Here is a 26,590-nt window from a genome sequence, read left to right as displayed (position 1 = left end):
ACGACCAACGCACAGGCAACAACACCGCCGAAACGATCCGCGCCCTCAAGATCAACTATAGCCCGGGCCCCACTGGGGTTCGCACGCGCCTTGGGCTTGCCCGCGCCGTCAGCGGAAGGCTTGCCCGAGTCAGCGGCACAGGCACGAGAACCAGCCGCCCGCCGTCCCGCGCCGTCGGGCCGGGCGGCGCGGATCGACTTCAGCGCGGCCATACTGTTGGCGGTGCCCTTGCGGCGGCGGTTGACGCCCCACAGCTGGTCGTCGCCGACGGAGTATCAGCCGTGGAAGTAGGTCACGCCGTGGGCCCGGCGGTAGCCGCCGCCGCACCAACGGCGAAGCCGAATGTCCGCGCAAGCTGTCGCGCCGATGCCGTACCGGCCCCGACGGCGCCCACCATTCCGGTCGCCGCCGCCATTGCCGTCACGGTCCGAAGGATGATCCTCATCCTTGGTCTGGTGCACCTGGTACTCATGAGTTCCACTCCGACCACTACTGAGGTGTTCGATTACAGAACAACTCCTGTTTCCCGAAGATCGACACGCTGCTCTGATCGCCTGCTCGGCACCGAATCCGTGGCGCCTGGGCAATTTCGTCCAGCATGTCCGTACCACTCCTGGAAAGACGTACTGCGGACGGCTCCAGTTCCCTTGTGGACTGACACGAATGACTGCATGTCAAGGACTTGTGCTGACCTTTTTTGATCTTCGCTGCGCGGAGCGTTTCCGCAGCACACTTGATACCACGTCACAGGTTCGTACTGGCGCCCGAATTCACCGACTGTGACACTGAGCCGGCGCTACTCTGAGGTCCGGATGTCCCGCACCAGGGGATTCACCCCTGCGCCCGGGAATAACCATGTACGCGGATCAAGGGAGGGCCCTGGTGACAAGTGTCGACGCTCTACTCGGCCAGATCGTGCCCGCTGTCGAAGCGGCGGTGGGTGCGTACGGCGTCAGCGTGCTGACCCAGGCCGAGGACCTCGCGGCCGGTGAGACGGTACGGCTGGGGCAGCGGCTGCTCGCTCGGATCCTGAACCGTGGCACCGACGCCGCGTCGGTCGAGGCCGCCGTCAGTGACCTGGCCGAGCCGGGCGAGGACCGGGACGCACGGGACGCGCAGGCCGCACTGCGCTTCCAGATCGAGAAGGCCCTGCGGGAAGACCCCGGCTTCGCCGCGGAGTTGTCGGCGATGCTGCCTCAGCGCCCGACCGTGCAGGCCACCGGCCAGGGCAGCGTGGCGGTGGGCGGAAGCATCGTGGGACCCGTCATCACCGGCAATAACGCGACGTTCGTCGCTCTCGGCGAACCTCACACCGGGTCCGGAGGAGAGAGCTCCCGCCGTGCTCACCTCTGACCAGCCTCCTCCCGGCGAGGGATCGGTCCAGGCCAGGGACATCGAGGGCCCTGTGGTGACCGGCAAAAACAACATCGTCGTCACGCTCTACATCGACGGGGCCTCCGCCGGGGATGCGCTGGACGAGCTGTCCTCTCGACTCATACGTGAAATGCGGGTCGGGCGCAGCCCCGTTGACGCGGAGCGGGCCGGCATGGCCGATCAGCTCGCGGGCGACGTCCTGCATCGACTGACGTCAGAAGTGGAACAGTTACGGTTGGCGGACCGGGACTCGCTGCCTGTGCACTGGCAGCCGGCGTTCAGGAGCGCACCCGGCAGCGGGGGAGACACCCGCGATATCCCGGGCGAGGCATCGGGTATTCCTCTAACGGGGTTGACCAGTCGACTGGATGAAATCACGGCGGATTCCCGCTGGCTGATGGTGTTGGGGCGGGGAGGGTCAGGGAAGAGTGTCCTGGCCCTGCAATTTGCGAAGTCCCGCTTGGAACGCCGCTCTCACGACCGCAAAGAGTCGGTTCCGGTGATCTTCAGTATGGGATCATGGAATCCCGGCACTGTCGCGTTGCGAACATGGCTGATCGACCGGCTGGAACGAGATTATCCTGATCTGGCCGATGCCGGCCCCAGAAAAACGAAGACATGGGCCGCAGAACTGATGGGAACCGGCTATGTGCTGCCGATTCTGGACGGGTTCGACGAGATCGCTGTCGATCTGCATGAACGCGCGCTGAACCAGCTCAACAGCAGTACCCTGCCACTGGTGGTGACCAGCCGCCGTGACGCGATCAAAGCCGTCATGGACGGAAGTCATATCGTGCCCTCCGCCGCCGCCATCGAATTGGTCGACCTCGGCCTGGACGATTCCATCCGATACCTGTGCGAGGCCACCGGCACGGCTCCCCCCGACGGCACGACCGCCGCCCGCCGGACCGGGTGGGGCCACGTGGTGGACGAGTTGAGCAGCCCTCGTCGCACCCGAGCCAGTGACAATCTCGCCACCGTGCTGGCCACCCCACTGATGACCACACTCGCCCGGTTCGCCTACGAGTCGAGGCGGTCCGGCCATGACCCGTCGGAGCTGCTGAACACCGAGAAGTTCGGTTCCCAGGACGCCCTCGAGAAGCACCTCCTGGATTTCTTCATCCGTACCGCCTATGAGCGCTTCCTGGAAATCGAGTCCGTGGGAGGGGCAGGAAACGGGGCGCAAGACCACCGCTGGGACACCGAGCGCGTCCGGCACTGGCTCGGCTACCTCGCCACACATCTGACGAAGCTCGGTACGCCCGACATCGAGTGGTGGCGGCTGGGCACCGCCATGAAGCTGCGCTGGGTCATGCTGCGGGTCGGTGTCACGGTCGGAGTCGCCTCCGGTCTTGTGGCCGGACTCGTGTTCGGGGCCGAAGACGCGCTCTTGTACGGGCCCGCTTACGGGCTCATGTCGGCGGGCCTCAGTGGCCTGGCGGACGGAGCCGGGCTGGGGCTGACCTTCGGGCTCATGCATGGGTTCGCCACGAAGATGCGGGACGGCGGACCGATGTTCGAACCGTCGCGCATGGAGATCAGTCGTCATGGCTGGGACAAGTCGAGGCTGCGGAAGAACTTCCGCCCCAGAGTCCAGGGCGGGCTCGTCGGCGGGCTCCTGTTCGGGCTCGTGTGGGCACTCGGAGTCGCGGCCTTGAATGCCCTCGCGGGCGCCACCTGGTCCATGATCTGGCCGTTCGCGGGGCTGCTGTTCGCGGAAGGGACCGGACTGGGTCTCGTGCTGGGCCTCGTCGCCGCCGTCGGGGCCGGGTTCGAAAAGGTCATTCCGAGAGAGAAAGCCGACGCCTCGTCGGACCTGCTGGACACGAACCGCGCCACGGTGCTCAAGCAGCTCATCACTGTCGGGCTCGTGATCGGCGTCGGGCACGGAACCTTGTTCGGGTTCGCATGGAACAGTGTCCTCAACGGACTCGGGGCCGGACTGGCGGCCGGAGCCGCGGTCGCGCTCGGAATCGGCAGCATGACCGCTTGGGGGCGTTGGGTCGTCCTGGGCCGGATCTGGCTTCGTCTGACGGGGCAGTTACCGAAGGACCTGGACGCCTTCCTGCGGGACGCCTACGTGCGAGGTGTTCTACGCCAGCAAGGCGTGGTCTACCAGTTCCGCCACGCGCGGCTCCAGGAGCACCTGAGCGATGCATACCAGGAGGGAACGGCCCGATGACGAAGCTCGGCGCAGCAGGCGGGGACGTCGACGCCCTTGGACGAGGATCTTCGGGGGCCGGTTTCATGAGGAGTGCGGGGTGAAGGTGACGAACTCACCGACACGTGGGCCGCTGCGAGGCGGAAGGCCATCTTGAGTGCGGCCCTCCACCCACTCCACATGCAGTCGAACGAGCAGCATCAAGAACCTCAGCCCGGTGCCTGGATATCGGACTTCAGCTACCGCTGGCCGGAGGGCGGGGTCGCTCGGGGAGATGCCGAGCCAGACCCAGCCAGCGGCCATGAGCGTGGAGTAGAGGCCGCGCAGGGTCTTATGGACGACGTCCTTCATGCGTGCAGGACCTCTCCCACCGAGGACGCGGACGTGGTAGTCGGCACGAAGATGACATGGCGTTTCGGCATCTGTTTCAGCAGTCATTCAGCAACCACTACCAGCGAGAAATACCAGGTCGCACGGCCTTTACCACTGACGCTCGGATGACGCTCTCCAACTGACACTCCCCGCAGACCATCACGAAGTGTGACCTCGGCGGCATGGCGGAGCACGAGGAAGCCCTGAGGAATTTCCTGCCTGCAGCCGATGGCGACGGCCTCCTGGAGATGCTGGACGACGCCCTGCGCCACGCCGAAGCACGTCTGCTGCGCAGCAGCGGCAGTCGCCTGCACGACCTGCGCGCCTGCACCCGCGAAGCGCTCTGGAACGACGCCGATGACGCGTACACCGAAGAGAAGTTCCTCCAAGTCAAGGCGCGCCTCGACCGCTTCAAGGGCCGCCCGGAGCACACCCGTCTCGACAAGGAGTGGACCGCCCGGGTCACCGACGTGCGGCGCTGGTTTGTCTTCTCCGCCAGCGAGCTCAACCGCGAGGACGACGCCGAGTACGAGGTCCACTCCGACTCCGGCGGGCACAGGCTCCGCTTGAAGGAAGCCCTGCTCGGCAGGTCCCGTAGCGGACTGACCAGCAAGATTCACCTCGCAGCCGTCCAAAAGCGCGTCCAGGGCGACGACAGCGAGGTTGGCCAGGCTGCGCTTGACGTGGGCGCACACGCCCTCGACCGGGTTCAGGTCGGGCGAGTAGGCGGGCAGCAGGAACACCGTCAGCCATGCCCGTGCGTCGATCAACTCTCGCATCGTGCGGGAGACATGGGTGTTGAGACGGTCCCAGACCAACACGATCGGTGCCTTGATGAGCTGGTGGGTGCCGTCGAGCAGAGCGATGAAGTCGCGCTCGCTCATGCTGCGGCGCTTGCCCTCGCCCGCCGGGTGCGCGATCAGCCGATGGCACAGCCGGGTCCGTGAGCCGGGCCGCATCGCAATCAGCCCGGCCACCGACAGCCGCCCCGAGCGGCGTCCACTCACCGTCACGACCGGGGTGTGTCCGCGTCGTCCCCAGGTCGGAACTTCCGGCCGATCAGCGTGGCCACCCGCGCAGCGGTCCACACCTGGTCCTCCACCCAGCCGTGCGCATTCGGCCCCTCCTCCAGATACGCGGCGAGCTTCTCCAGACAGCGCGGCGACAGACGGCACCGTGATCCGCCCGGCTCGCGCGAGTCCAGGGCCTCGATCCCGCCGTCCCGCCGCAGCTGGTGCCACCGGTAGGCCGACTTCCTGCTCACACGGAGACGCTGGGCGACCTCCAGCGGCTTGATCTTCTGCTCGAACAACCCGGCCGCCTGCCGCCGTACGGCCTCCAAACGCTGCCGCCCCGCAGCGGTCGGCCCGCCCCCATCCGCGTACCTCACACAACACGAGATACAGCCCGCACCCCAGGCCCATCAGGCACATCGACAAAGCTCACCCTGCCGAGCCGAAGTCAGTAGACGCAGCAAGCTACATGCGACAAGCCCGCTTGTTGTCAACAAAGTTGACACAACCCCAGGTCAGCCAGCTCATCACCAGGCCGAAGGGCACCACGCCCCGTTCTCACCGGATCTGCAGCAGCCCAGCTCACACACACTCCACACCTCAACTCACACCCCCGCCAGAGATCGTGAATGCCGTCTGCGATGGCGAGGCCGATCCGGCCTGCCTCACGTGGCATGCCGTCAGACAGGGCGACGCGCCCGGACAGAGATCATGACCAGACTGATGTCCATGAAGGCCGGATCGTTGAAGGGATCGATGCCCGCCTGCCACTCTTCCTGCGAGAGGAGTCCTGCGGATATCAGAGGATCGCGCATTTGGTTGATCATAAACGTCCAGTGGCGGTCACCCGCGCCCCCCTGCCCGCACTGCATTATCCGGGCGGAGACGGACAGGTCGGCCAGGCCGTTCCGCAGGGCCAGACCGGGCAGGGACCTCGACCACCGCAAGTCCGCGCCGTGCCTTCCCAAGAGAGCTCTGACGGCTCGGGTCATGTTGCTGAACTCTGGGTAGGGCGATTCGCGATCATCGATGATCACGGGTTCCTCGGTCACGAGCCATCCACCAGGAGCGAGCCACTGAGCGGCGCGCCGATAGATCTCCTCCCGCTGGCGGAGGTGAAACAACAGCAGCCGTGTGTGGATCAGGTCGAAGGACTGCGGAGCGAAGTCGCACTCGAGGACGTCCCGCTCACTGATCGTGAGGTTGCGGAAGGCCCCCTGGTCGAGGAAGCGGGTGTCCAGGTCGACGGCGGTGGTGCGCCCCTCAGGGCACATCCCGGCGAGCCAGTACGCGATCGACCCGGCGCCTGCCCCCAGCTCCAGACAGCGCCAGTTCGGCTGTACCGTGCAGTCGGAGAGCAGGCTGATGGTCTCGGGATCCAGCGCGCCCTCCAGGCGGCGAAGCCTCTCGAGTTCGCTGTGCACCTGATGGCCGATCGAACTCTCATTGTACCCGTACGCGGGGTTTTGCGGCTGATTGCTGGTCATCGTTCAGTGCTCCTTGCGTGCCGAGGCAGTCGGGTATGGCAATTCAGAAGTCATCTGATTTGGTGAGTCTGCGGTAGCAGATGAGGGTGCGGGCGATGCTGATGAAGGCAAGGAAGTGCTCGGCCTTGCGTCAGCTCCTGAGCGCGGAGAAGACGAGAGCCGGCAAGCGCCTGGCCTGCGGTGCGGCGACGAAGTGGGTGAGTCGTTCAAGAGTCGCGCGCCCGGTGCGACTCGTGGCGAAATACGGCGGGCGTGGTGAGAGCGACGGAGAACCGGCGAGGAGGCCACGTGGGGCCGGTGCGAAGGGTGCGCGGAGCACGGTCTTCTCGATCTCTCCCAACATGAAGGCGTTGTGCACGAATCCGGTGCCGCTGCCGACTGCCTGGCGGGTGTGGCCGGGGTAGGCGCCCCAGGGGGTGTAACCGAGTAGGAACCCCACCGCTGGCCAGCAGTTGACGCCCAGGGTCCCGTAGCGCAGCGCGGCCACGGCGTCCCGGACGGCGGGGGATGCAACCTTTTCCGTCCGTGGGTGGACGAGGACTGTGGCGCCCAGCGTCCCGGGCAGGACGTGGTTGGCGAAGTCGATCGCGTGGCGGAGAAACTCGCGCGGACTGTCGCCGGGAAGCTTGACCACCCCCAAGGCGCCGGAGAAGATCTCGGCCGTGATGAGCGGGTCGTTGTGGTCGTGCAGTTCCGGTACCAGGACGAGGCCTGTGGTACCGAGGATCTCGGCCTCCGGGTGGCGGGCCAGGACGTCGGCCAGCCGGTTCTCGGTGCCGGGGTAGTAGCTGGCGCGCGTTGGAAGCGCACGTGCGAGAAGACGGATCTCGTCCAGCAGCCGCTGGGATCCGGTCCAGCCGGACGGCACGATGAGAACCTGACTGGCGACGCAGTTGTGGCCCGAGTTGTTCATCTTGCTGGTGACAATGTGCTCGGCCTGGAAACGGAAGTCTGTGTCACTCCAGTCTCCGGGTACGACGATGACGGGGCTGACTCCACCCAGTTCGCTGGTGAAAGGCTTGCTGACCAGGGGAGTGTTTTCGCGGCGCCGCTGCTCTGCCAAAGCGTCGGTGCCCCACACGATGGCGTCGTGAGTGCGGTCGCTTCCTGTCACATGAATGGAGTCCACACCCGGATGTGTGGTGAGGTACGCGCCCTCCGCCTCGCCTCCGTCGACGAACCGCAGCCAGTCGCGCTTGACGAACTCGCTGAAGATCTGCTCGAGGTGGGGCCGAAGGTAGGCGTTGACCGGGTGTGTCTTCGCCACAACGACCTGACCATCGGTGTAGAGCTTGTGGAGAACGTCGAGCGCGGTGATGGAGGCGACATTGCCGCCTCCGAGTACCAACGCGACGCCAGGTGGGCTCGCACCGCCACGGTATTCCTTTGCCGCACCAGCCCGAACACTCTCGGGCGTGGCACCCTCCTGCATCCGCACCTCGGCACGGTGCCCGTTGAGCAGGATTCGGTCCCACCCCGTGGCGGGGAAGACGTCGACCGCAATGCGTCCGTCACGGATGCGCACCGCGTGGGACTCCACGGGGTCCCTTCCCTTTGCTATACGACGCAGCACCTCAAGGCGGGCACTGACGCCCTGGAGCAGGGCCCAAGGGCCGCCGGCCCAGTCCTCGGCCGCCCACGGGGAGTCTGGGGCATAGCTCTTCGCGCGGGCTGCCACTGCGACCATGTCCGAGGCCACACCGAGGATCCTCGGTACGAGTCGTTCGAGCAGGGCGATGCGCTCCTCAAGCGGAGTGGCAGCCCATGAAGAGGCGTTTCGCCGCAGTGCGTGCACGGCCTCGTCCATGACTGCCATGCCCGGAACAATCCTATCCACGACAGGCCACCTCCCGAGCGTACACCCGTTTTCCCAAATACCCGTTCTCGGCCGGAGTTCGCACTGGGAGCAGCATCATTTCCTCTCCTTGCAAAACGTGTCCAGGAATTTCTGGATCTCTCCGCTCAATTCTTCCGGGCATTCGAGAGGCAGGATATGGCCGACGCGAGGGATCACGGCCAACCGAGCGGACGGGAGCTCCTCGGAGAGTAGCCTCATGTATTTACGCGAAGCTATTCTGTCACCCCCGCCAGCTACTATCAGGACCGGAACCCTCCTCAGGGCGGCGAGATCCGGCAGCGAGAACCTGGAGAGCAGTCCAAGCATGACGCTCAGCGTGTACGGCGGAGTTCTCGAAAGCATGGTCGAGAACTCGTATCGAGCACCCCTGGAAGCGTCAGCCCCGTAGAGGGGCCACCGCCAAGCACTGATCACCCTTATTGCCTTCATCGCACCGCGTGCCACCAATCGGCCGAAATATCCGCCGCGCTCATTCCTCAGAGCGACGCTGGGCAGAGAAAGCAGAGCCCGTTCCAGGAAGCGTCCTGGATACCCGCTCACCGAGCAGCGGAGATCCGGGCGGGCTGCACTGGCCAAGACCACGCCGACGATCTCCGACTCCGAACCGAACAGCGTCGGCTCGAGAGCGGCAAGCCTGAGGATGGCGGCACCTCCGGCCGAGTGTCCGACGAGAACTACAGGACCCGGCAGGGGGGAACTCCGGACGACGGCACCGAGATCTCCCGCGAGCCGATCGAGTGTGAGCTCCTCGTTTCCCAATGGGGTTTGCCCGTTTCCACGTTGGTCATAGGCGTACGACTCGTACCGGGCAAGGAGGCTGCGCACTTTACCCCAGTATGTCCTGTCAGCGCCCAGTCCATGAACGAAAAGCAGGGAAGGTTTCGCAGTCATGAGCCACTCTCGCTTCCTGACCCGGATTTGCTGGATTCGCCGTATTGTCGGATGTCGAAGTGTGACAGCTGAATCCGTGACAGCATTTTATGATGCGCTCTCACCGTCCAGGGCCAGACCATCAGACCTCCTTGGGAATCGTGGTACCAGGATGCGCACCCGGACGAGAAGGCCGTACCCGGCATGCCACTCCGCAGAAGTTTGTTGAATTTATCCGAGGCTTCCTGGGTGGGGGACATCTCCGCAACGACACCGGATTCGAAGAGTTCTATCCAGCGAAGGACGTAATCTGACTGCGTCTCGGCGATGCGCATGACCGACTCGCTTGAGAACGGACTGTTCGGGCCGACGAGCATGAAGAAATTCGGGAAGTCCGGCATCGCGACCGTCTGATATGCCTTGGGGCCGTCGGACCAGAAATCTTCAAGTGTTCTTCCGGATTTTCCGACTATTTTCATCGAACGCATGAAGGTATCTGCGCGGAACCCCGTGGCGAAAACGATAACATCCGTTTCCCTTTCTACACCGTCACGGGTCAAGATCCCCCGTTCCGTGATCCTCTCGATCTCCTCACCGATTACTGTGACGTTATCCTGCTGCACGACCCGGTAGAACCCGGAAGCCGCCACCAACCGCTTGCACATCGGGTTGTCCGGAGGTGTGAGCAGTCGCCGCAGCTCCTGGGAACGGACCCGCCCAAGGGACAGCCGGCAGACCCCCGCGATCAGCCTCCTCTGCCACCCCGCTCTGACCACTGCCGCACTTATTGTTCCCTGGAAGACCACCCGCCAGAACCGATCTGCGAGCCGGCTAAAGCCCGGGACCACGCGATGAATTCTCTTCGCGATCGCGGAGTACCGCTGCGTGGGCTTCGGGAAGACCCACTGCGCGGTGCGCTGGAACAGATAGAGGTGCTCGGTCTCCGCGGCAAGTGCGCAGGTCATCTGCGTTCCTGTCGCCCCCGTGCCGATGATCGCGACGCGCTTCCCTCGTGTATCCACGCCGCTTTCCCATTGAGCGGAGTGCATCATGACCCCCCGATAGGCACTCCTCCCCTCCAACTCGGGCAGGGTCGGCTGGACAAGCAGCCCTGTGGCACATATCAGGAAATCCCAACGCGACTCCACCCCCCGGGACGTCAGCACTCTCCACTCCCCTGCGGTGAACCGGGCCTCTACCACCTCTTCCCCTAGTCTCAGATGAGGGCCGATTCCGTACATTTCCACCACCCTATTGAGGTATGAGAGGATCTCATCTCCTCGGGCGAAATAGGAATCCCAGTCAGGGTTCGGTGCGAACGAGAAGGAGTAGATCCTGCTCGGGACGTCACATGAAACACCTGGATAAACGTTTTCTCGCCACACTCCCCCCACGGCCTTCCCCCTGTCGTATACGACAAAGTCGTCGTTGCCGGACTGCTTGAGCTTGGCCGCGAGGCAGATCCCGGAGACCCCGGCGCCGATGATCGCAATCCGGGCCTTTCGTCGACCTCTCATCGCTTTTGCCCTCCACCGTCGCGCGTTGACGCGGTCAGTGATGCCGACAGAAGCTCCCGAGTCTGCTCCAGCACGTTTCGACGAGTCGCCTGCCGGATTCCGAACCACCGAGCGGCCTCACAAATATGGGGGTGCGGCTCGAACAGCAGCGACAATCCGGCCCGGTTCAGTACCTCGATGTCCGGCCAGGAGTTTCCCAGCGCGTAGGCGACAGTCCAGTCCACTGTCCTGGGCTGCACCGCCTCCTCCAGTACCGCCCTTTTTCCTCCCGGCAGCGCAGGAGCCAGTTCGATATGACCGGTGTAATGGCCCTCGGCGCGGACAAGTCGAGTTCCGTACCCGGCATGGACGCCGAGGTCCCGGGCGACCAGACGCACGATCTCGTCCGGACTCCCGGAGACGAGAAGCGTGTGATACCCGGCCAGATGGAGTGTGTCGATCAGTGGCTTCGTATGGGGGTAGATGGACATCTTCTCGCGCTGCCACACCTCCTCCGCCAGCTCCTGTATCGCCGACTCGGGCAGGCCGGCCAGCGTCTGAGCGTATTTTTCGTAGAGCGCGTACATGTTCGTGACGGACATCCGGGCATCCCGGTAAAGTCGTCCGAGGTCCTTCATCGCCGCGGGGTTTACGAGCTTCGTGGCACGTTGGGATCCGAGCATGGCCATCCCCAGCGCGGTGGGCGTGAGTGTGCCGTCCATATCCAGAAGTGCGATCTTCATCAGATTTCCCGTCTCCCGATGCGGTGATCCCTCGCCATTGAATAGTCACGCCTCGATTCACCGCTGAGCTCGACGAGCCGCCTCAGCTTTTCCGGCGCGAGCGCGTGAAAAGCCGCGACGTACGGCACGTAGGCGGGGACGTTCACCACAGGACGTGGTCGGACCAGGGACTTGGCGATACTTCGTGCGACCTGCTCTGGTGTCGCCGCCGGGAAGATGTCGCTGAGCCGCGACATTCTCCGGGAGGACACGTGACGGAAAAAATTCGTACCAGCCACCGCCCCGGGGCGCACCAGCGTCACGTCGACGGGGGTACAGGCGAGTTCCAGGCGCAGTATCTGGCTGTACGCCTCCGCTGCCGCCTTGGCCGCGGCGTACGCTGCAGCAGGACCGCGGACGTAGACGCTCCCTGCCAGCGATCCCATCGTGATGATCTGCCCGCCTCCGCCAGCAAGCATCAAAGGGACCACCGCGCGGGTCGCGTGGACCATAGCGTCAAAGCTGGTCCGCATGGTGCGTTCGATGTCGTCATCACTCATGTCGACGTCGTCTACCCAGCGGCTGTACGCCGCATTGTTCACGAGTACGTCAACACGCCCATGGTGGCTGTGCGAGGCGGATATCCACGCCTCCAGGGCGTGCCGGTCGGTTACGTCCACCTGCTCGAAGTGGAAGGATCCGGACGATGCCGTGGAGCGCACGGCCTCGATAGCACTCCTCGATATGTCACAGACGTGGACAATCGCGCCATGCTCGGCAAGGAGGCGTGCCACGGCCCAACCAATGCCTTGGGCACCTCCGGTGACGAGGCAGGCCGCACCGGTCAGGCGGTCACGCAGGGTCTTGTTCTGCCGGGATGTCATCTCCACTCCTTCAGTCGAACCTTGGCGACGGGTGGTCAGGTTCCGGGCAGGCACTGTCCTCTCGGCCTGCCGGTGGTTGTGGCTCGACCCGGTCATCGATCGGAGACCGGGCCGGTACGGGACGTCGGCTCCATGTCGGCGATCGCCACAGCGGTCACTTCCTCCGGGTCATCAGGTCCGTCGTCGGCACCAACTGGATCCCGGTGCAGACATCGCCGACCAACCGCCATGGACGAGCACGCTCATGGAAGCGCGGGGTTCAGATCGGTGTAGTCCAGGCGGTGAGGGTGCGGGGGGTCAGGCCGTAGCGGCGTTTGAAGACGGGATTGCGCCGGCCGCCTTCGAACCAAGGGCGGCGGTTGGCCATGGCTTCGCGTAGCAGTTCGGCGAAGGCGATGTAGAAGGGGCTGAATCCGGGGCATGCGTCGTAGTCGATGCCGCACGCCCAGAAGTGCAGCCGGGTGGGGTCGACGAGGGCGAGCGCGGAGCCCACCAGGTGGCCGTCGATGCGCAGTTCGAGGACGCGTACGTCGTTGCCGAGCGCACGGACGAAGTCCTGGAAGCGGCCGGGCCGGTAGTAGTCGGAGTTGTGGTGCTTGGCGGCGGTGGCGCGGGCGAGGCGGACGAAGCCGTCCAGGTCGGCTTCGTGGGGCGGGTGGAACGAGGTGGTCAGTCCTGCGTCCTGCGCGTTGCGCAGGTCGTGGCGCATGTTGCGGCGGGGTGCCTTGCCGAGGCCGTTGAGGTAGGTGTCGAAGTCGGGTACTGCTCGCAGGTCGAGGCCCCAGCCGGTGTCGATCTCGACGGGGTGCAGGCCCGCTTGGGCCAGGATCTTCGTGTGCGGGTGGGCGGCGTCGATGTTGGCCAGGCCGATCAGGGTCGCGTCCCAGGCGGTGGCTTGTCGGCGCAGGGCGCTCAGGAGCGTGTGGGCGGCGGTGTCGTCGGCCTGGGGGTGGAGGGGCAGGACGGTGTCGAAGCAGTGCCAGACGTGGCTGAAGACGACTGGCATGTCGACGGTCTGCGGCAGGTGGTCGGCGAGGACGCGCATGGGGTCGACACGCTGTTGCAGATAGGCGGGGAGTCCTGCGACCGCCCGTCCGGTGTGGTCCCGCACCAGCAGGTAGGCCGTCTGTTGCACCGGGTGCAGGGGGTGTTGTTCGAATGCGCGCAGGAAGGGGCGGCGGTAGAAGACGGGTGCGTCGGCGGCGTTCATGAGGGTGTCCCATTCCGCGCCGCAGTCGTCGATCGAGGTGTGGGCCGTGACGGTGAGGCGGTCGGTCGGAGTGCGGGTCATGCCGTGGCTCCTGTCGGCTCGGACCAGGTGAGTACGACCTTGCCGGCGCTGCCCTCGGCGGCCGCGGCGAATGCCTCGTCGTGCTCGTCGGCCGGGAAATGGTGTGTGATCACGGGCTGGGGGTCGAGCCCGTCTCGCAGGAGGTCGCGCATGCTGTGCCAGGTGTCGAAAACCCGCCGTCCGCTGATGCCGTGGACGGTGATCATGTGCAGGGAGAGATCGGCCCAGTCGGCCGGCACCGGTTCCGGCGGCAGACCCAGCAGTCCGACATGGCCGCCCCGGTCCACGCAGGACAGGGTTTCGTGCAGGGCTTGGGGGTTTCCGGACATCTCGAAGGCGACATCGAAGCCGGTGTCCCTGCCGAGGTCGGCGAGCAGGCGGGAGACAGCTCCGGGGGCGGCCTCGACGGCGTGATGGGCGCCGAGTGTCTGGGCAAGCTTCAGCCGGAACGGGTTGACGTCGGTGACCGCCACCAGCCGGGCACCGCGGTGGACGGCCACCGCGGCGGTCAGCGCGCCGATCGGCCCGGCGCCGGTGATCAGAACGGTGCGGCCGTCCAGGTCGAAGGTGTCCGCGGCGTGCACCGCGTTGCCGAACGGATCGAAGATCGCGGCCACGTCCAGGGAGATGCCGGGGGCGTGGACCCAGATGCTCCGGGCCGGCAGCGTGATGAACTCGGCGAACACGCCGTCGCGTTGAACACCGAGCCCCTGCGTCCCCGTGCACAGATGCCTCGCCCCGGCCCGGCAGTGGGCGCAGCGTTCACAGGTCAGGTGGGCCTCGGCCCCGACGAGTTGCCCCGGTCTCAGCGCGCCGACGCCTGCCCCCACCTCCACGATCTCCCCGACGAACTCGTGCCCGACCACGCGCGGCAGGGTCAGGGTGCGCTGCGCCCAGCCGTCCCAGCGGTGAATGTGCACATCGGTGCCGCAGATCCCCGTGCGCAGGACCCGGATGCGGACGTCCTCACGGCCCATCGTCGGCTCCGGTACGTCCACATAGCTCAGGCCGGCGGCCGCCGTGGTCTTGACCAGCGCCTTCACAGCCGATCCACATCCTCGGCGGCAGCCTCGCCGGGGAGCGGGGCGTGGAGATGGTCCAGGGGCACGGCGATCCGCCGGTCGTTCTTGTCCTCCAGCCAGCCTTCGAGGTCGAACAGCCACCATTCGTCGACATCGACGACGTAGAACCGTCGGGGCCCACAGCCCTCGAACTCCGCCCTGTCCAGACGCCATTGCTCGCGCACCTGCGGGTCGGCGAAGTTCCGCTCGTAGTACCACTGGCTCAAGGTGGTGAGTTCATCGGCGCCGACCGCCCGCGCCGTCCCGGTGAATTGGGCTCCGTCCAGGCCCAGTTCATTGTCGATCCCGGTCATGAACAACGACGCGGACAGCCGCCCGTCGGCCTCGATGTTGACCGAGTGCCGCGCGGCCCGCAGGGAGTACCACAGCAGGCGCAGCGGACCGCGCAGCGGCACGAAGTTCACCGTCGACGCCCACGCGCCGTCCGGGCCCTCCGTGGCCAGGGTCATGAAACGGGCCTGCTCGATCAGGAGGTTGCTGCGCGTTACCAGCCGCTGCGTCCGGTCGGCCGCGAGCCGCGACGGGGCCATCACAGTTCCTCTTCCTTGACCGCGTCGAGGATCAGCGCGTGCGGCACCCGTAGATAGTCCGCGCCGAAGCCCGCCGGGGCGTCATCGGTCGCCAGGTGGGAGGGCTGGGCGGGGGCGCCGAACCCGCACTCGGTCAGTGCCCGGCGCAGCGTGGCCGTGTTCCACAGCCGCGCCGCGACATGCGCGTTGTGCCGGCCGAAAAGCAGGTCGAGTCCCAGCGGCGCGCCATCGCCCCTGGAGCCCTGGTCGTACACGCGGAAACCGTAGGAGGCGTAGTAGTCCGGGTCTGGGTGAAAGGCAGGGTTCACCGGCAGCGTCACGAACCGGCCCCCGGGCCGCAGTGCCCGCGCCGCGGTACGGCACATCGTCGTCAATTCCTCGTACGTGGTGGCGTAGGGCAGCACATACACGCCGAGGACGATGTCGAAGGAGCTCACCATGGCCTCCGGCAGGGCACCGGCCACGTAGGTGATTCCCTTGGGCTCCCGTTTCTCGGCTCGTCGGGCGTGGGCGACCATGCCCTCCGCCTCGTCCATCCCGACCACCGCGTCGGCGCCCTGCTCCGCGAGCAGCCGGCTGTAGGTTCCGCTGCCGCACCCGAGGTCCAGGACGCGCAGGCCCTTGAGTGCTCCGACCGCTTGCAGCACGGAAGGGATCTCCAGATGCCGGCGAAAGGGCGTCTGGGAGAACTCCTCATACAGCGGGGCGAGTTGATCGAACTGGCTGCTCACTGTCAGTCTCCTCTGGTTAAGGGTTGACTTCGAGGGGCTTGCGATATGTCAGGTCTCCGCGCCTGTGCTCCCGCTCGGTTGCGCAACACGATCGCCGCGGCATGTGGAAAGGCGCGCAGCTGGAGGCACAGGAGGTGTATGCGGCATCAGTCATGTATCGGGCTGGGCCCTGTTTCATGGGCGATCGCCTATGAAACAGGGCCACGACCGTTGATGGCGGCGTCGGCCGTGATGTCGGGTGACGTTGCCGGCCTATCGGCTTGCACCTGGTGGGTCGAGAGGAGTCAGGGTGCGGGCCCCGGGGAGTACTTCTGCTACTGAGTGGGCAAGGGTGCGACCGATGCCCAGTTCGATGAACAGGCGGCCCCTGGGCGGTGCGAGCCGGATGAATGCGTCGAGGGAATAGGCGGGCATCACCCAGTTGTCGGCCATAGCGTCGCCGAGTTTCTCGGCGTCGGTGTAGCACCGGCGTTGAGTCGACGAGTACACGGGCACGCGCAGGGGCTGTTGGTCCACTTCCCCGATCAGGCCGAGGAAGCGGTCCCGGTATTCCCACAGGGCGGGATCATGTGCGCGCAGGGGCACAGGCAGCATCTTGCGGCGGGGTCCGGCGAGCCCCATCAGATCTGCCACGGCATCGGTGGATCCACTGACGACGGTCTGGCGGGGGGTGTTCACGCAGGCGAGAGCGAGATCATCGCGCGCTGTGCGAGCCAGGAGCGCCCGTGTCTCCTCCTCCCCGGCCTGGACGAGCACGAGGGCCCCCCGGGTCCCGGGGCTGCGGTAGACGTCGCTCAGTGCGCACACCAGACGGGTGCCCTCTGCGAGGGTGAGCGCCCCGGCTGCGACCAAGGCAGCACACTCGCCGAGGCTCTGCGACACGATCAGTGACGGCACGGTGCCCGCCCGGGCCAGGATCCGGGACAGAGCCACTGACGCGGCGAACTGCGCCAGCATGCTCGTCCCATGCGGTGCCGTGTCGGCCGGCCTGCGGCCCAGGAGCACGTCATAAAGTGCGTCGTGTGCCTGGTAGCCGTAGCAGCCCATGGCCTGCGTGACCTCTGCGAGGACCTCGTCCGCCGCGCCCCATGATCCGGCCGGAAGGGCGGTGTTCGTGCCTTCGCGGAGGCTGACCAGGGCCCCGGTTGGGTCGGTTCCCTGCCCGGCGGCAAGGTAGACCACTGCTTCGTCGTGTATGTGCGGGAAGCCGTCCATCAGCGGCTCACCCGCTTCCATACGACCGTCACGGCGGGGAGGCCGTTTGCTGGTTCGGCGCGCAGGATCAGCAGGCCGTCTCGAAACTCCACGGTGCGGGAGAACGCGGTGTTCTCCCACTGCGGGGAGCTGCCGACGATCGTGTGGTGGACGACCACATCGTTGTGGAGCTCGTATCGTCCGGCGTAGCCGACATATCCGCCCGAGCCGCCGATCTGGGCGGACAGGCAGCCGTCCGTGGTGTACATGATCTGGCCGTGGGCGTCTTCACCAAGCGGGTGGGTGATCTCGCCCTTCTCCGTGCCGGTCAAAGACAGCAGTTGCCAGGTGCCGGCGAGCAGAAGCGGGTCAGCCGGCGGCATTGAGGCCTTGTCCATGTTCGGTGTCCTTTGTTCTGGGGTCGAGTGGGATCGGGAGGGCATGGGCCGGTCACCACCAGGTGAGTGCGACCGCCCCGACCGTCATGCCGGCGCCTGCTCCGGCGAACAGGATCTTCTCGCCGCGGCGCAGCGGCGCGACGCGGTTCATGTGGTGCAGTGTCAGGGGCATGGAGCCGCACCCGGTGTTGCCGTACAGGTCGCCGGTCACGCCGACCCGGTCGGCGTCGATGCCCAGGGTGTCGGCGATTTCCCGCAGCATCACCGGGTTGCCCTGGTGGAACACGAACCGGTCGATGTCTGCAAGCTTCCACCCAGCCTCGTCGGCTGCCTGGAGGGTGAGGGCGGGGACCTTCTCGACGAACACCCGGCGTACGACCTTGCCGTTCATGTGGAGCTTGTCGCGGCGCGCTTCCAGGACCTCAGGAGTGAGGGGCTCACGGGTGCCGCCGGCCATGATGCCGACCTCGTCGTGGAACTCACTGTAGGCGGCAAGCGCCACACCCTGGATGCCGTAGCCGTCGGGGACAGGGCCGACCGTCACGGCACCGGCACCGTCGCCGAACAGGGCCGCGGTGGCGCGGTGAGAGCGGTTGACGTATTTCGAGTACTGGTCGGCTCCGACGAGGAGGACGTTCTGCACGTTCGGCAGGGTGCTGATGAGGCCACGCGCCACTGCGAGACCATAAACAAAGCCGCCGCAGGCGGCATTGAGATCGAAGGCCATGCCGTCACCGTCGAGCCCGAGACGGCGCTGCAGGGCCGTCGCGGTGGCGGGGGTGACCTGGTCCGCAGTGGACGTGGCGAGGATCAGCGCGTCGATGGGCCCGGCTGCGCCTTCCATGGCCTCGCGGGCCGCCGGCTCGCACATGGCGGAGGTGGACTCACTGACCGGGGCGACGCGGCGCTCCATGATGCCGGTCGCAACGGCAACCCACTCGGGCTCTGTCGACGCCCAATCGGCGACCATCTGGTTCGTGACCACCCCACCCGGTACGTAGGCGCCCAGAGAGCGGATGCCGACCGGTACCGACCCCGGCTTCCCGTTTTCCTCTAGGGCAATGCCGTCGGCGGGGCCAGCGCCCGGGCGGTAGAAGGTGCTCGTCATGAGAGATCTCCGTCCTGTTCCTGTAGGCGGTAGCGGTTGATGGCGTCGATGTGCCGGGCGCGCTTCTCGTGGTCGCGTACGCCCAGGCCCTCGGCCGGGGCGAGGGCGAGGACGCCGACCTTGCCCTGATGCAGGTTGTGGTGGACGTCGTACGCGGCCTGGCCGGTCTCCTGCAGGGAGTAGACCTTCGACAGCGTGGGGTGGATCCTGCCCTTGGCGACCAGGCCGTTGGCCTCCCAGGCCTCGCGGTAGTTGGCGAAGTGCGAGCCGATGATCCGCTTCCGGGACATCCACAGGTAGCGGTTGTCGTACTCGTGGTCGTAGCCGGAGGTGGAGGCGCAGGTGACGATCGTGCCGCCCTTGCGGGTCACGTACACCGAGGCGCCGAAGGTCTCGCGGCCCGGGTGCCCGAAGACGATGTCCACGTCCTCCCCGCCGGTAAGTTCCCGGATCCGCTTGCCGAACCGCTTCCACTCGCGCGGGTCCTGGCTGTGCTCGTCCTTCCAGAACCTGTAGCCCTCGGCGGTGCGGTCGATGACCGCGGTCGCGCCCATTGCGCGGCAGATCTCCGCCTTCTGCTCGCTGGAGACGACACAGATCGGGTTGGCGCCGCCGGCCAGGGCGAACTGCGTGGCGTACGAACCGAGTCCGCCGCTGGCGCCCCAGATCAGCACGTTGTCGCCCCGCTCCATGCCGGCGCCGTTGCGCGACACGAGCTGCCGGTACGCCGTCGAGTTGGCCAGACCGGGCGCAGCCGCCTCCTCCCAGCTCAGGTGATCCGGCTTGGGCATGAGCTGGTTGGACTTGACCAGCGCGATCTCGGCGAGGCCGCCGAAGTTGGTCTCGAAGCCCCAGATGCGCTGCTCGGGGTCGAGCATCGTGTCGTTGTGACCGTCCGAGGACTCCAGCTCGACCGAGAGGCAGTGTGCAACGACCTCGTCGCCGGGCTTCCAGGCGTTCACCCCCGGGCCGGTGCGCAGAACCACGCCCGCGAGGTCGGACCCGATCACGTGGTACGGCAGGTCGTGGCGCCGGGTGAGTTCGCTGAGCTTTCCGTAGCGCTCCAGGAAGCCGAAGGTGGCCATCGGCTCGAAGATCGAGGTCCAGACCGAGTTGTAGTTCACCGAGCTCGCCATGACGGCGACCAGGGCCTCGCCCGGCCCGAGTTCGGGCACCGGGACCTCGTCCAGGTGCAGCGACTTGCGGGGGTCCTTGTCGCGAGTGGCGAGCCCGTGGAACATCTCGGTCTCGTCCTTGTGCACGGTCACCGCGCGGTACGAGTCGGGCAGGGGAAGTGCGGCGAAGTCGGCGGGAGTGGATTCCGGCGACTGGATCGCGTCCAGAATCTCCTTCACGGTGTGGCCACTCGGCTCTGATGCGCTCGTGCTCCACAGATTCTGGCCCTGCTCACTGTCCCAATTGGGAAGGATTGACATAGGTGTACCTCCGATCTTGCGTGATGAGGTGGGAATGAACGCCTCAGGACGGCCTATTAGTGGCCAATTGAGCTTCCGTGGCAGCAGGTACTACATGGCGAAGGGCGAAAGGGGTTTGGGGATACCGGTGAGGCCCGCGTCGGGGACCGGTAGGCCACCGTCGATGCCCTGGGAGTGGCCCGTGGCAAAGGCGGAGGCGGGCGACGCCAGGTACTGCACCGCGTATGCGACTTCTTCAGGCTCACCCCAACGGCCGGGCGGGACATGCGCCATGAGCCAGTCGGAGAGTTCGTCGGTGTTGGAGGCGAGGCTGGTCATGTCGGTGTGGACCCAGCCGGGGCACATGGCATTGACCCGGATGCCTTGCCGTGCCCATCCCGCCGCCAGGCTGGGCGTGAGGGAATGTTGTCCGGCCTTGGAAGCGGCCTGGGCCTGTCCGGCGGATCAGGGTCGGATAGGCCCTAGGGGGATGCGCCAGTCACCAGTGCCCGGGCTCCGTCGATCCGGAAGACATCAAGAACGCTCATCACAGCTCCAGTGGTTGTGGTGCAGTACCTGCTCACGTGACCCCAGGCGACGTTCACGGCGGGTCGCTCGGGTCAGCCAGGGCGGGTGCGACGGTGGCCATGGCCATCAGCCCGTCCTGCACCCGGGTCCGGGGCAGGTAGCGGCCAAAACGAACACAGCGGGTTGCGCCTGCCGTTGAAGACGACAACCAGTACACCGCACGGATGTTTCGACAGACAGACGGTCGAGGCGGTGAATGCGCTGCAACCGCTGCACCATTGCGCACTTGTGAATTCCGGGCAAGGGTGGCCTAGTTGACCGGAGCCAGAGAGGGAAGAAGTGCCGAAGACACCCAATACCCGCCTGCGGACGCTGCTTGCGGAGGCCGACTGGAGCGGCGCCCAGCTCGCTGCGGCCTTGCGGCAGGTGGCTGCCGAGCACGGACGCCAGCTGGCCTGCGACCGCTCCATGGTCTCGCGCTGGCTGTCCGGCACCACACCCCGGCCGCCGGTGCCGCAGCTGCTGTTGGAGGTGCTCTCCCGGCGCCTTGGGCGGCCCGTGGGCGCCGTGGAGGCGGGCCTGAGCCGCCCCCCATGCACGATGCTCGATCTATCCTGGGAGGCTGACCCGTTGCGCCTATTGACTGCACTCACTCGCGCTCACCTCGACCCTGAACGGCGCCGCCTGCTGCACGCCGGGGTGTACAGCCTGGCCATGCTGGCCGTTCCCGTCGTGTGGTCGCCCGACGCCAAACCGTTGGCCGGGCCGGCGCCGGGTTCAGACGGTCCGAGAGGCCGGGCGGGGCGGGGGGAGGTCGAGCAGATGCAGACCATGGCGCGCGTCTTCGCCGAGGCCGCCCAGCTCCACGGCTCCGGTCATGTCCGCACCGCGCTGGCCGCCTATCTCGGCCATGATGTGGCCGGCTACTTACAGGCCCCCGCCGCCGAGCACACACACCGGCAGCTGCTCACAGGAGCCGCCCAGCTGATCATGCTGCTCGGGACGATGAGCGCCGACAGTGGGGCCGACGCTCTGGCCCAGCGCTACCACCACACCGCCGCCCGCCTCGCCGCCGATGCCGGTGACCGGGCAGTCTTCGCGATCACGTTGCGGACCATGGCCACCCACGCCCACGATCTGGGCCACCACACCCCCGCAGTGATGAACCTCGCCGAGCGCGCCGCCGACGCCGCCCGCGACGCTCCGCGCATCATCCGCGCCTACACCCAGGCCCACCTCGCCGTCACCGCCGCACCCGAGGACCGGCACACCGCCCTGACCGCGCTCCACCAGGCCGAGCGGCTCCACCAGCAGGCCGATTCCGCTCCCGGTCCGTTCACCGCCTATCCGCTGGCGGCCCTGCACTACCAGCGTGCCCAGACCCTGGCCGCCCTCGGCGACCGGTCCCATGCGATCGGCGCCTATACCGCCTCACTGCGCCTGCGCACCCCCACCGAACGCCACGCCCGCACCCTCACCCACGCCCACCTCGCCGAAACCCTCCTCGCCCACGGCCACCTCGACGCCGCCCTCACCCACTGGACACACTTCCTAGACAACTACCCCTACCTCAGCTCTGTCCGTGCCGCCCGCCGCCTGGACGTGATGCGCCGGCACCTCGTGCCCCACCACCGTCACCGGCCTGCAGCAGCCCTCCTGGACCGCGCTGCACCCCTGCGCTGAATTGGCTATGACGGCGGCGACATCAAACGGATCTTGCATGATCAAATACATGCCTGCGGAGCAGCCAGGTTCGACCAATCCAGGGACATATTCACCCGTATGCCATTCCCGTGCCCCGGGGCATCACCCGCAGGCGCCGGTGCTCGGGCTGGGGCACCCGGTCCGGCGCCCCGTCGAACCAGTAGATCCGCAGCAGCAGCGGCTGCCCGGTCCCGGTCTGCGCGCGCTCGCGGATCTGCTGGATCAGACCTCCGTGGTCAACGAACAGACGCAAGCGCGCGGCATCCCTCGTCAGCAGCGTTGCCGCCGCCCCGTCTATCACACGTTGTGGTCCGTTCAGTTGGTGACGGGACTCGATGAGCTGCTGCATGGCGGATCCGTGGTCTGTGTGCCCGCTGGTGGTGGCCCTGAGCGTGGATGAGCAGCAGGGATCGGTGTGCTGGGAAGGAAGCGAGCGCGGTGGGTGGCCACGCGGTGAGCTCGAGCAGCGCGAGGAGCGTGAGCAGCACGAGGCAGATCAAGCCTCTCTGTGGAGCGTGGGGCGGGCGGGGCCGGGGAGATCCGTCGCCGTGACCAGCACCGCACCCTCCCCACCCGCGGCCCGTCAGCCACGACACGGACCTGTACAAGGAGCGCAACACCGTCGAGCGGGTGATCAACAAGTTGAAGGCCTGGCGGAGCATCACCAGCACCTCGATGTCGGAGGCAACCCCTGCGCTGGCCGCGCTGACCGGACAAGTACGGTTGGCGAGAGCACGACCACAGTGCCAGACGTCCCGTCCGGCGGGAAGGAGGAGCGTTGCGCCGAGCACGCACGACTGACCGGTCGATGAGTTCCGTCCTCCTGCTGCTGGTCGCCCTTCTCTTCGTCCAGCTGTGCGTCCAGGGGCACACCGGCCTGCAAGGTGGGTCCGGCCAAGCGGCCCCCCGCGGGCCTTCGGTCGGCATTCCGCTGTCCGTCGCGCCAGCCGGAGGCCAGGCGCCCGCAGGACATGATGCTCCCGTGCCCGCCGCCGGTGAGACGGCCACGGACTCCACCGAGATTTCGCACGCCAGGAGCGGTTCCTGTCCTGAACGCCGAGCGCCGGAGCAGTCGAGCAGCCCCCACCTCGCAGCGCCTGCCGCGGCGGAACTGCCCTCCCTGGGCGGGGCTCCGGCCCTGCAGGCCGCACGGTGGCCCGCATACAGCGAGGACCCACCCGCCAAGGCACCACCTCCGCACGTCTCCGTCCTGAGGATCTAGACCGGCCCGCGCCGCCCCACACCCCATTCCGAGCCCTTCCCTGGGCTCCGAAGGTGCGGAAGCGGCTCCGCACCCGCGTCCCTTCTCAGCAACGGAGACACCTTCATGGGCCTGTCACCCACCTCGCCCGAACCTGTCCGAACAGCCGTCGGGAGCAGCAGCCGCTCCCTGCGCACCGCCCTCGGCGTACTGCGCCTGTGGGAGCCCCGGCAGTGGGCGGCCGCAGCCGCCTTCGCCGCTGCCGCGGCCGCCGTCGTCGGCGTGCCGACCGCCGTCGTCCCCAACGCGTTCTTCGGCCGGGAGATCCCCGTCCAGTGGTGGAACTACCCGGCCCTCGTCCTGACCGCGCTGCTCTCGGGGCTGGTACTCGGCACGTACCTGCGGCCCAGCCCGCGGACAGCCCCCGGAGGCCGGCTCGGCTCGATCGGGGGCGTGCTGTCCTTCTTCGCCGTGGGCTGCCCGGTCTGCAACAAGATTGTCCTGCTGCTGCTCGGCACGGGCGGCGCACTCAGCTACTGGGCGCCGCTGCAGCCCCTGCTAGCCCTCGCCTCGCTGGCGCTGCTCGCCGAGGCGGCACTCCGGCGTCTCAACGCCCAGGCCGCCTGCCCCGCGCCCACCGCCTGACGCCGTCCCCCTCGGCCCGTCCCGAGGGCCGGCCGGCCGCTGCAGATGACGTGGCCGGGCAGCGTGGCACGACTGCACGGGTCGTCGTTACTGTCCAGGACGGACAGCAACCCGGCCAGAGACCGCCGCTCATCCGGATACCGTTCCAGATACGCCTCGGCGGTCCTACGAATGTGGGAACGGGTGGGCGGCACGTCATCGCCTCGGGCGAGGGTGGGGTGGTCGAAGAAGCGCGGGGTGGTGGGCGGGTTCACGCCGGCTCGGGCATCTGCAAGGGCACTGGGCCGGCTCATGTGCGCGTCCCGTCCTTCTCGCCGTCCGGCTCGGCCGAGACCTGGTAGGACAGCAGTTGCTGGAACAGCCCGGGCTGCTGGGCGAGCTGCTGGTAGGTGCCCTCCTGAACAACCCTGCCTTCGTTGAGCACGACGATCCGGTCGGCCACGGCAACGTTGGTGATGCGATGGGTCACCAGCAACACCACCCGATCCCGGGCCAGGTCCCGCAGCCGCTGGAAGATCCGGTACTCGGCGCGGGGATCGAGATTCGCGGTCGGCTCGTCAAGAACCAATAGCCCGGCCTCCCGGAAGAACGCCCTTGCCAGGGCGATGCGCTGCCACTGACCTCCTCTGAGTTCCTCCCCGTTGAGCCATTCACGGGCAAGGAGCGTGTCCAGCCCGGCGCCGAGCCTGTCGACGACCTCATCGGCGCCGGAAGCCTCGCATGCCTCACGCACTGCCTCGTCACCGCGAGCCGTGGGCTGCCCCAGGGTCACATTCTCGCGTACGGTCAGCGGCCAGTGGGCGTAGTCCTGCGGAACCAGGGCCACTTGCTCCCACAGCGCCTGGGGGTCGGCGGGTCGCTGGTAGGTACGCCGTCCCACAGCATCTGCCCGTCGGTGGGCAGGTACAGGCCGCTGACCAGCTTCGACAGCGTGGACTTCCCCGAGCCGTTGAATCCGACCACGGCGGTGACCTCACCGCGGCGCAAGGTGAGCGACACGTCAGACAGCGCGTTGCCGTCCTTCCCCGAGTAACGGTGTGTTGCCGACTCGATCACGATCTCCTGCGGCGCCTCCGGACGGAGCGAACCCCGGCGCAGGCGGAACCCGCCGGCCTTGTCGGTTGCGGTTCGCGCCAGGCGTGCGGCGTGGGGCATTTGAAATGCCCCCGTTCGATGGATGGTCGCCCGCTTGGCCGCATCCCCGAGGGTTTCCGGCCAACCTGAAAACCAGGCCGAACCGTGCAGCAGCTGCACGGCGACGGCACGCACCGCACGGAGCCACGGCGGCGGCAATGGCCCGATTCAATGCGGTCGCACCACGGTCGCCAAGAAGGCGTACCAGGCTGCCGAACAACTTCTCCCGCGCCGGCGAGCACCGCACGGTCGTAGCTCAACGGGACGCGGGGTATCCCCCCATTCCCCTGCGCCCTGGCCAGGCGGCCGGGGCACGGCCATGGAGAAGGAGCCCGGGTCGGCCGGGGGGGAGCAGCCGGTCCGGGTCAGTCCCTTCTTCTTCTGCGCCTCCGCCTTCGACACCGGCTCCTGTCAGCAGTTCGCCGGACTACTCCGGGTGCGCCTGGACACCCCGGCCCGGCGGAATATCAGCTGACACCAGGCGCCGGCCCCTCGGCCGGGCTCATTCCTCGGCCCGTTGGGTGATGGACGCCTCGGTACGGTCGCCCAGGAATTCGTACCACCGGCGCTCCAGACAGACGTAACGCACATCGGCTTCGACGAGGCAGAGGAAACCGGCCACGGTTTCGGACAGACGTTGCTGCAGCCCCGGGTCGATCAGCGTTCCGTCCTCCGCGAAGGCCTGGTAGCTGTTGGCGAGGCTGAACATGTCCGGGTAGACACGGGTACCGAGGTGCTCCAGGGGGACCCTCAGCGCCCACAGCCCTCGGTTGCCGCCGACCAGGGACGGCGAGGCGGAGACAAGCATCGCGTGCTTGGTCTTGAACGGCTGAGGCCGGACACGCGAGACCCAGTCGATCGCGTTCTTCAGCAGGCCCGGCACGGAGGCGTTGTACTCGGGGGAGGAAATGACGAAGGCGTCGGCCTGTTCGATCCGGTCACGCAGCAAAAGAGCGCCGTCCGGCAGCCCTTCGGCGGCCTCCGCGTCACCGTCGTACAAAGGCATGCCGAAATCGTGCATCGCAGCATGGTCGACGGTGGCTCCGGTGTCGGAAATCAGCCGGGCCACGAGCGACGCGAGGCGGGCGTTGGATGAATCGGCCCGCAGCGCGGCGCCGAAGACGAGCACCCGCAGCGGGCCGGGCTGGGCCTCCGTGGGCATGTGGTACGTCCTTTCGTCGCAGGGGCCCGTGCTTGGCCCGGGCACCACGCGGACCATTGGTTCCATGGTGAGGCCTTCACCCTCCAGGGAGCCGGAAGAGCTCGCCCGAAGGAGGGAGGAGCCCAGGCACGGTCACGGCCGTCGGCCTGGTCACGGTGGGGTGGCGACGGCCATCTGGTAGGCGATCTGCACGTTGGGCGAGTGGGTTCCCGACGAACGGGAGGCCGACC

The 26,590-nt window shown here is 67.1% G+C and carries 19 protein-coding genes and 6 pseudogenes; 5 read left to right on the top strand and 20 right to left on the bottom strand.

Annotated features, from left to right (window positions below):
* Positions 1 to 167: 167 nt before the first annotated feature.
* A pseudogene (locus tag ACWCQ6_RS14485) lies at positions 168 to 314 on the bottom strand (IS630 family transposase); the annotation flags it as partial.
* A 568-nt stretch (positions 315 to 882) separates the two neighbouring features.
* Between ACWCQ6_RS14485 and ACWCQ6_RS14480 the strand changes: the two are divergent.
* Together ACWCQ6_RS14480 and ACWCQ6_RS14475 are read left to right on the top strand one after the other, a co-directional pair.
* On the top strand, positions 883 to 1,353 hold the full coding sequence (locus tag ACWCQ6_RS14480; RefSeq protein WP_451088965.1) for a hypothetical protein: 471 nt from the start codon (positions 883 to 885) through the stop codon (positions 1,351 to 1,353).
* On the top strand, positions 1,340 to 3,556 hold the full coding sequence (locus ACWCQ6_RS14475; RefSeq protein ID WP_451088963.1) for an NACHT domain-containing protein: 2,217 nt from the start codon (positions 1,340 to 1,342) through the stop codon (positions 3,554 to 3,556). The genes ACWCQ6_RS14480 and ACWCQ6_RS14475 overlap by 14 nt, the downstream gene beginning before the upstream one ends.
* Before the next feature lie 986 nt (positions 3,557 to 4,542).
* Here ACWCQ6_RS14475 and ACWCQ6_RS14470 read toward each other — a convergent pair.
* The 16 genes and pseudogenes from ACWCQ6_RS14470 to ACWCQ6_RS14395 all read right to left on the bottom strand — a co-directional run.
* Positions 4,543 to 5,297: pseudogene (locus tag ACWCQ6_RS14470) on the bottom strand (transposase); the annotation flags it as partial.
* A gap of 303 nt (positions 5,298 to 5,600) precedes the next feature.
* The gene (locus ACWCQ6_RS14465) at positions 5,601 to 6,407 is read right to left on the bottom strand and encodes a class I SAM-dependent methyltransferase (protein ID WP_451088961.1); all 807 of its coding nucleotides are present in this window, start codon (positions 6,405 to 6,407) and stop codon (positions 5,601 to 5,603) included.
* 130 nt (positions 6,408 to 6,537) lie between these two features.
* Positions 6,538 to 8,223: an aldehyde dehydrogenase family protein gene (locus ACWCQ6_RS14460; protein WP_451088959.1), complete on the bottom strand. Its 1,686-nt coding sequence runs from the start codon at positions 8,221 to 8,223 to the stop codon at positions 6,538 to 6,540.
* Between the two features lie 96 nt (positions 8,224 to 8,319).
* Positions 8,320 to 9,156, bottom strand: a complete 837-nt coding sequence (locus ACWCQ6_RS14455) for an alpha/beta fold hydrolase (protein ID WP_451088957.1) — start codon at positions 9,154 to 9,156, stop codon at positions 8,320 to 8,322.
* Positions 9,153 to 10,652, bottom strand: a complete 1,500-nt coding sequence (locus ACWCQ6_RS14450; RefSeq protein WP_451088955.1) for a flavin-containing monooxygenase — start codon at positions 10,650 to 10,652, stop codon at positions 9,153 to 9,155. The genes ACWCQ6_RS14455 and ACWCQ6_RS14450 overlap by 4 nt, the downstream gene beginning before the upstream one ends.
* Positions 10,649 to 11,374 carry an HAD family hydrolase gene (locus ACWCQ6_RS14445; RefSeq protein ID WP_451088953.1) on the bottom strand — a complete coding sequence of 242 codons (726 nt, stop codon included), beginning with the start codon at positions 11,372 to 11,374 and terminating at the stop codon, positions 10,649 to 10,651. The genes ACWCQ6_RS14450 and ACWCQ6_RS14445 overlap by 4 nt, the downstream gene beginning before the upstream one ends.
* Positions 11,374 to 12,237 carry an SDR family NAD(P)-dependent oxidoreductase gene (locus ACWCQ6_RS14440; RefSeq protein ID WP_451088951.1) on the bottom strand — a complete coding sequence of 288 codons (864 nt, stop codon included), beginning with the start codon at positions 12,235 to 12,237 and terminating at the stop codon, positions 11,374 to 11,376. The genes ACWCQ6_RS14445 and ACWCQ6_RS14440 overlap by 1 nt, the downstream gene beginning before the upstream one ends.
* 259 nt (positions 12,238 to 12,496) lie before the next feature.
* Positions 12,497 to 13,528 carry a GNAT family N-acetyltransferase gene (locus tag ACWCQ6_RS14435; RefSeq protein WP_451088949.1) on the bottom strand — a complete coding sequence of 344 codons (1,032 nt, stop codon included), beginning with the start codon at positions 13,526 to 13,528 and terminating at the stop codon, positions 12,497 to 12,499.
* Entirely contained in the window at positions 13,525 to 14,571 is a 1,047-nt protein-coding gene (gene tdh, locus ACWCQ6_RS14430; RefSeq protein WP_451088947.1) for an L-threonine 3-dehydrogenase, read from the bottom strand. The genes ACWCQ6_RS14435 and tdh overlap by 4 nt, the downstream gene beginning before the upstream one ends.
* Positions 14,568 to 15,140, bottom strand: a complete 573-nt coding sequence (locus ACWCQ6_RS14425; protein WP_451088945.1) for a pyridoxamine 5'-phosphate oxidase family protein — start codon at positions 15,138 to 15,140, stop codon at positions 14,568 to 14,570. Before ACWCQ6_RS14425 ends, tdh begins: the two co-directional genes overlap by 4 nt.
* The gene (locus ACWCQ6_RS14420; RefSeq protein ID WP_451088943.1) at positions 15,140 to 15,871 is read right to left on the bottom strand and encodes a class I SAM-dependent methyltransferase; all 732 of its coding nucleotides are present in this window, start codon (positions 15,869 to 15,871) and stop codon (positions 15,140 to 15,142) included. The genes ACWCQ6_RS14425 and ACWCQ6_RS14420 overlap by 1 nt, the downstream gene beginning before the upstream one ends.
* A gap of 252 nt (positions 15,872 to 16,123) precedes the next feature.
* Positions 16,124 to 17,107, bottom strand: coding sequence for an acyltransferase domain-containing protein (locus ACWCQ6_RS14415; protein WP_451088941.1), 984 nt, complete (start codon positions 17,105 to 17,107; stop codon positions 16,124 to 16,126).
* A complete protein-coding gene (locus tag ACWCQ6_RS14410) occupies positions 17,086 to 17,463 on the bottom strand; it encodes a lipocalin-like domain-containing protein (RefSeq protein WP_451088939.1) in 378 nt (125 codons plus the stop codon). The genes ACWCQ6_RS14415 and ACWCQ6_RS14410 overlap by 22 nt, the downstream gene beginning before the upstream one ends.
* Positions 17,464 to 17,515: 52 nt before the next feature.
* Positions 17,516 to 18,571, bottom strand: coding sequence for a 3-oxoacyl-ACP synthase III family protein (locus ACWCQ6_RS14405; RefSeq protein WP_451088937.1), 1,056 nt, complete (start codon positions 18,569 to 18,571; stop codon positions 17,516 to 17,518).
* On the bottom strand, positions 18,568 to 19,926 hold the full coding sequence (gene ccrA, locus ACWCQ6_RS14400) for a crotonyl-CoA carboxylase/reductase (protein ID WP_451088935.1): 1,359 nt from the start codon (positions 19,924 to 19,926) through the stop codon (positions 18,568 to 18,570). The genes ACWCQ6_RS14405 and ccrA overlap by 4 nt, the downstream gene beginning before the upstream one ends.
* 171 nt (positions 19,927 to 20,097) lie before the next feature.
* Positions 20,098 to 20,442 (bottom strand): annotated as a pseudogene (locus ACWCQ6_RS14395) (SDR family NAD(P)-dependent oxidoreductase); the annotation flags it as partial.
* Positions 20,443 to 20,853: 411 nt separating this feature from the next.
* Here ACWCQ6_RS14395 and ACWCQ6_RS14390 point away from each other — a divergent pair.
* Positions 20,854 to 22,197 carry a hypothetical protein gene (locus ACWCQ6_RS14390; protein ID WP_451088933.1) on the top strand — a complete coding sequence of 448 codons (1,344 nt, stop codon included), beginning with the start codon at positions 20,854 to 20,856 and terminating at the stop codon, positions 22,195 to 22,197.
* Positions 22,198 to 22,306: 109 nt separating this feature from the next.
* Here the strand turns inward: ACWCQ6_RS14390 and ACWCQ6_RS14385 are convergent.
* A pseudogene (locus ACWCQ6_RS14385) lies at positions 22,307 to 22,567 on the bottom strand (hypothetical protein); the annotation flags it as partial.
* A 227-nt stretch (positions 22,568 to 22,794) separates the two neighbouring features.
* Here ACWCQ6_RS14385 and ACWCQ6_RS14380 point away from each other — a divergent pair.
* Both ACWCQ6_RS14380 and ACWCQ6_RS14375 read left to right on the top strand, forming a co-directional pair.
* Positions 22,795 to 22,887, top strand: a pseudogene (locus ACWCQ6_RS14380) (IS5/IS1182 family transposase); the annotation flags it as partial.
* Between the two features lie 658 nt (positions 22,888 to 23,545).
* Positions 23,546 to 24,064, top strand: a complete 519-nt coding sequence (locus ACWCQ6_RS14375; RefSeq protein WP_451088931.1) for a hypothetical protein — start codon at positions 23,546 to 23,548, stop codon at positions 24,062 to 24,064.
* A gap of 289 nt (positions 24,065 to 24,353) precedes the next feature.
* Here the strand turns inward: ACWCQ6_RS14375 and ACWCQ6_RS14370 are convergent.
* Positions 24,354 to 25,183: pseudogene (locus ACWCQ6_RS14370) on the bottom strand (ATP-binding cassette domain-containing protein); the annotation flags it as partial.
* A gap of 517 nt (positions 25,184 to 25,700) precedes the next feature.
* The gene (locus tag ACWCQ6_RS14365; protein ID WP_451088929.1) at positions 25,701 to 26,360 is read right to left on the bottom strand and encodes an NADPH-dependent FMN reductase; all 660 of its coding nucleotides are present in this window, start codon (positions 26,358 to 26,360) and stop codon (positions 25,701 to 25,703) included.
* Between the last annotated feature and the right edge of the window lie 230 nt (positions 26,361 to 26,590).

This window comes from Streptomyces sp. NPDC001880, assembly GCF_053594575.1.
The sequence above is the reverse complement of the archived record's forward strand: the minus strand, read 5'-3'. Positions and strand labels throughout refer to the sequence as shown.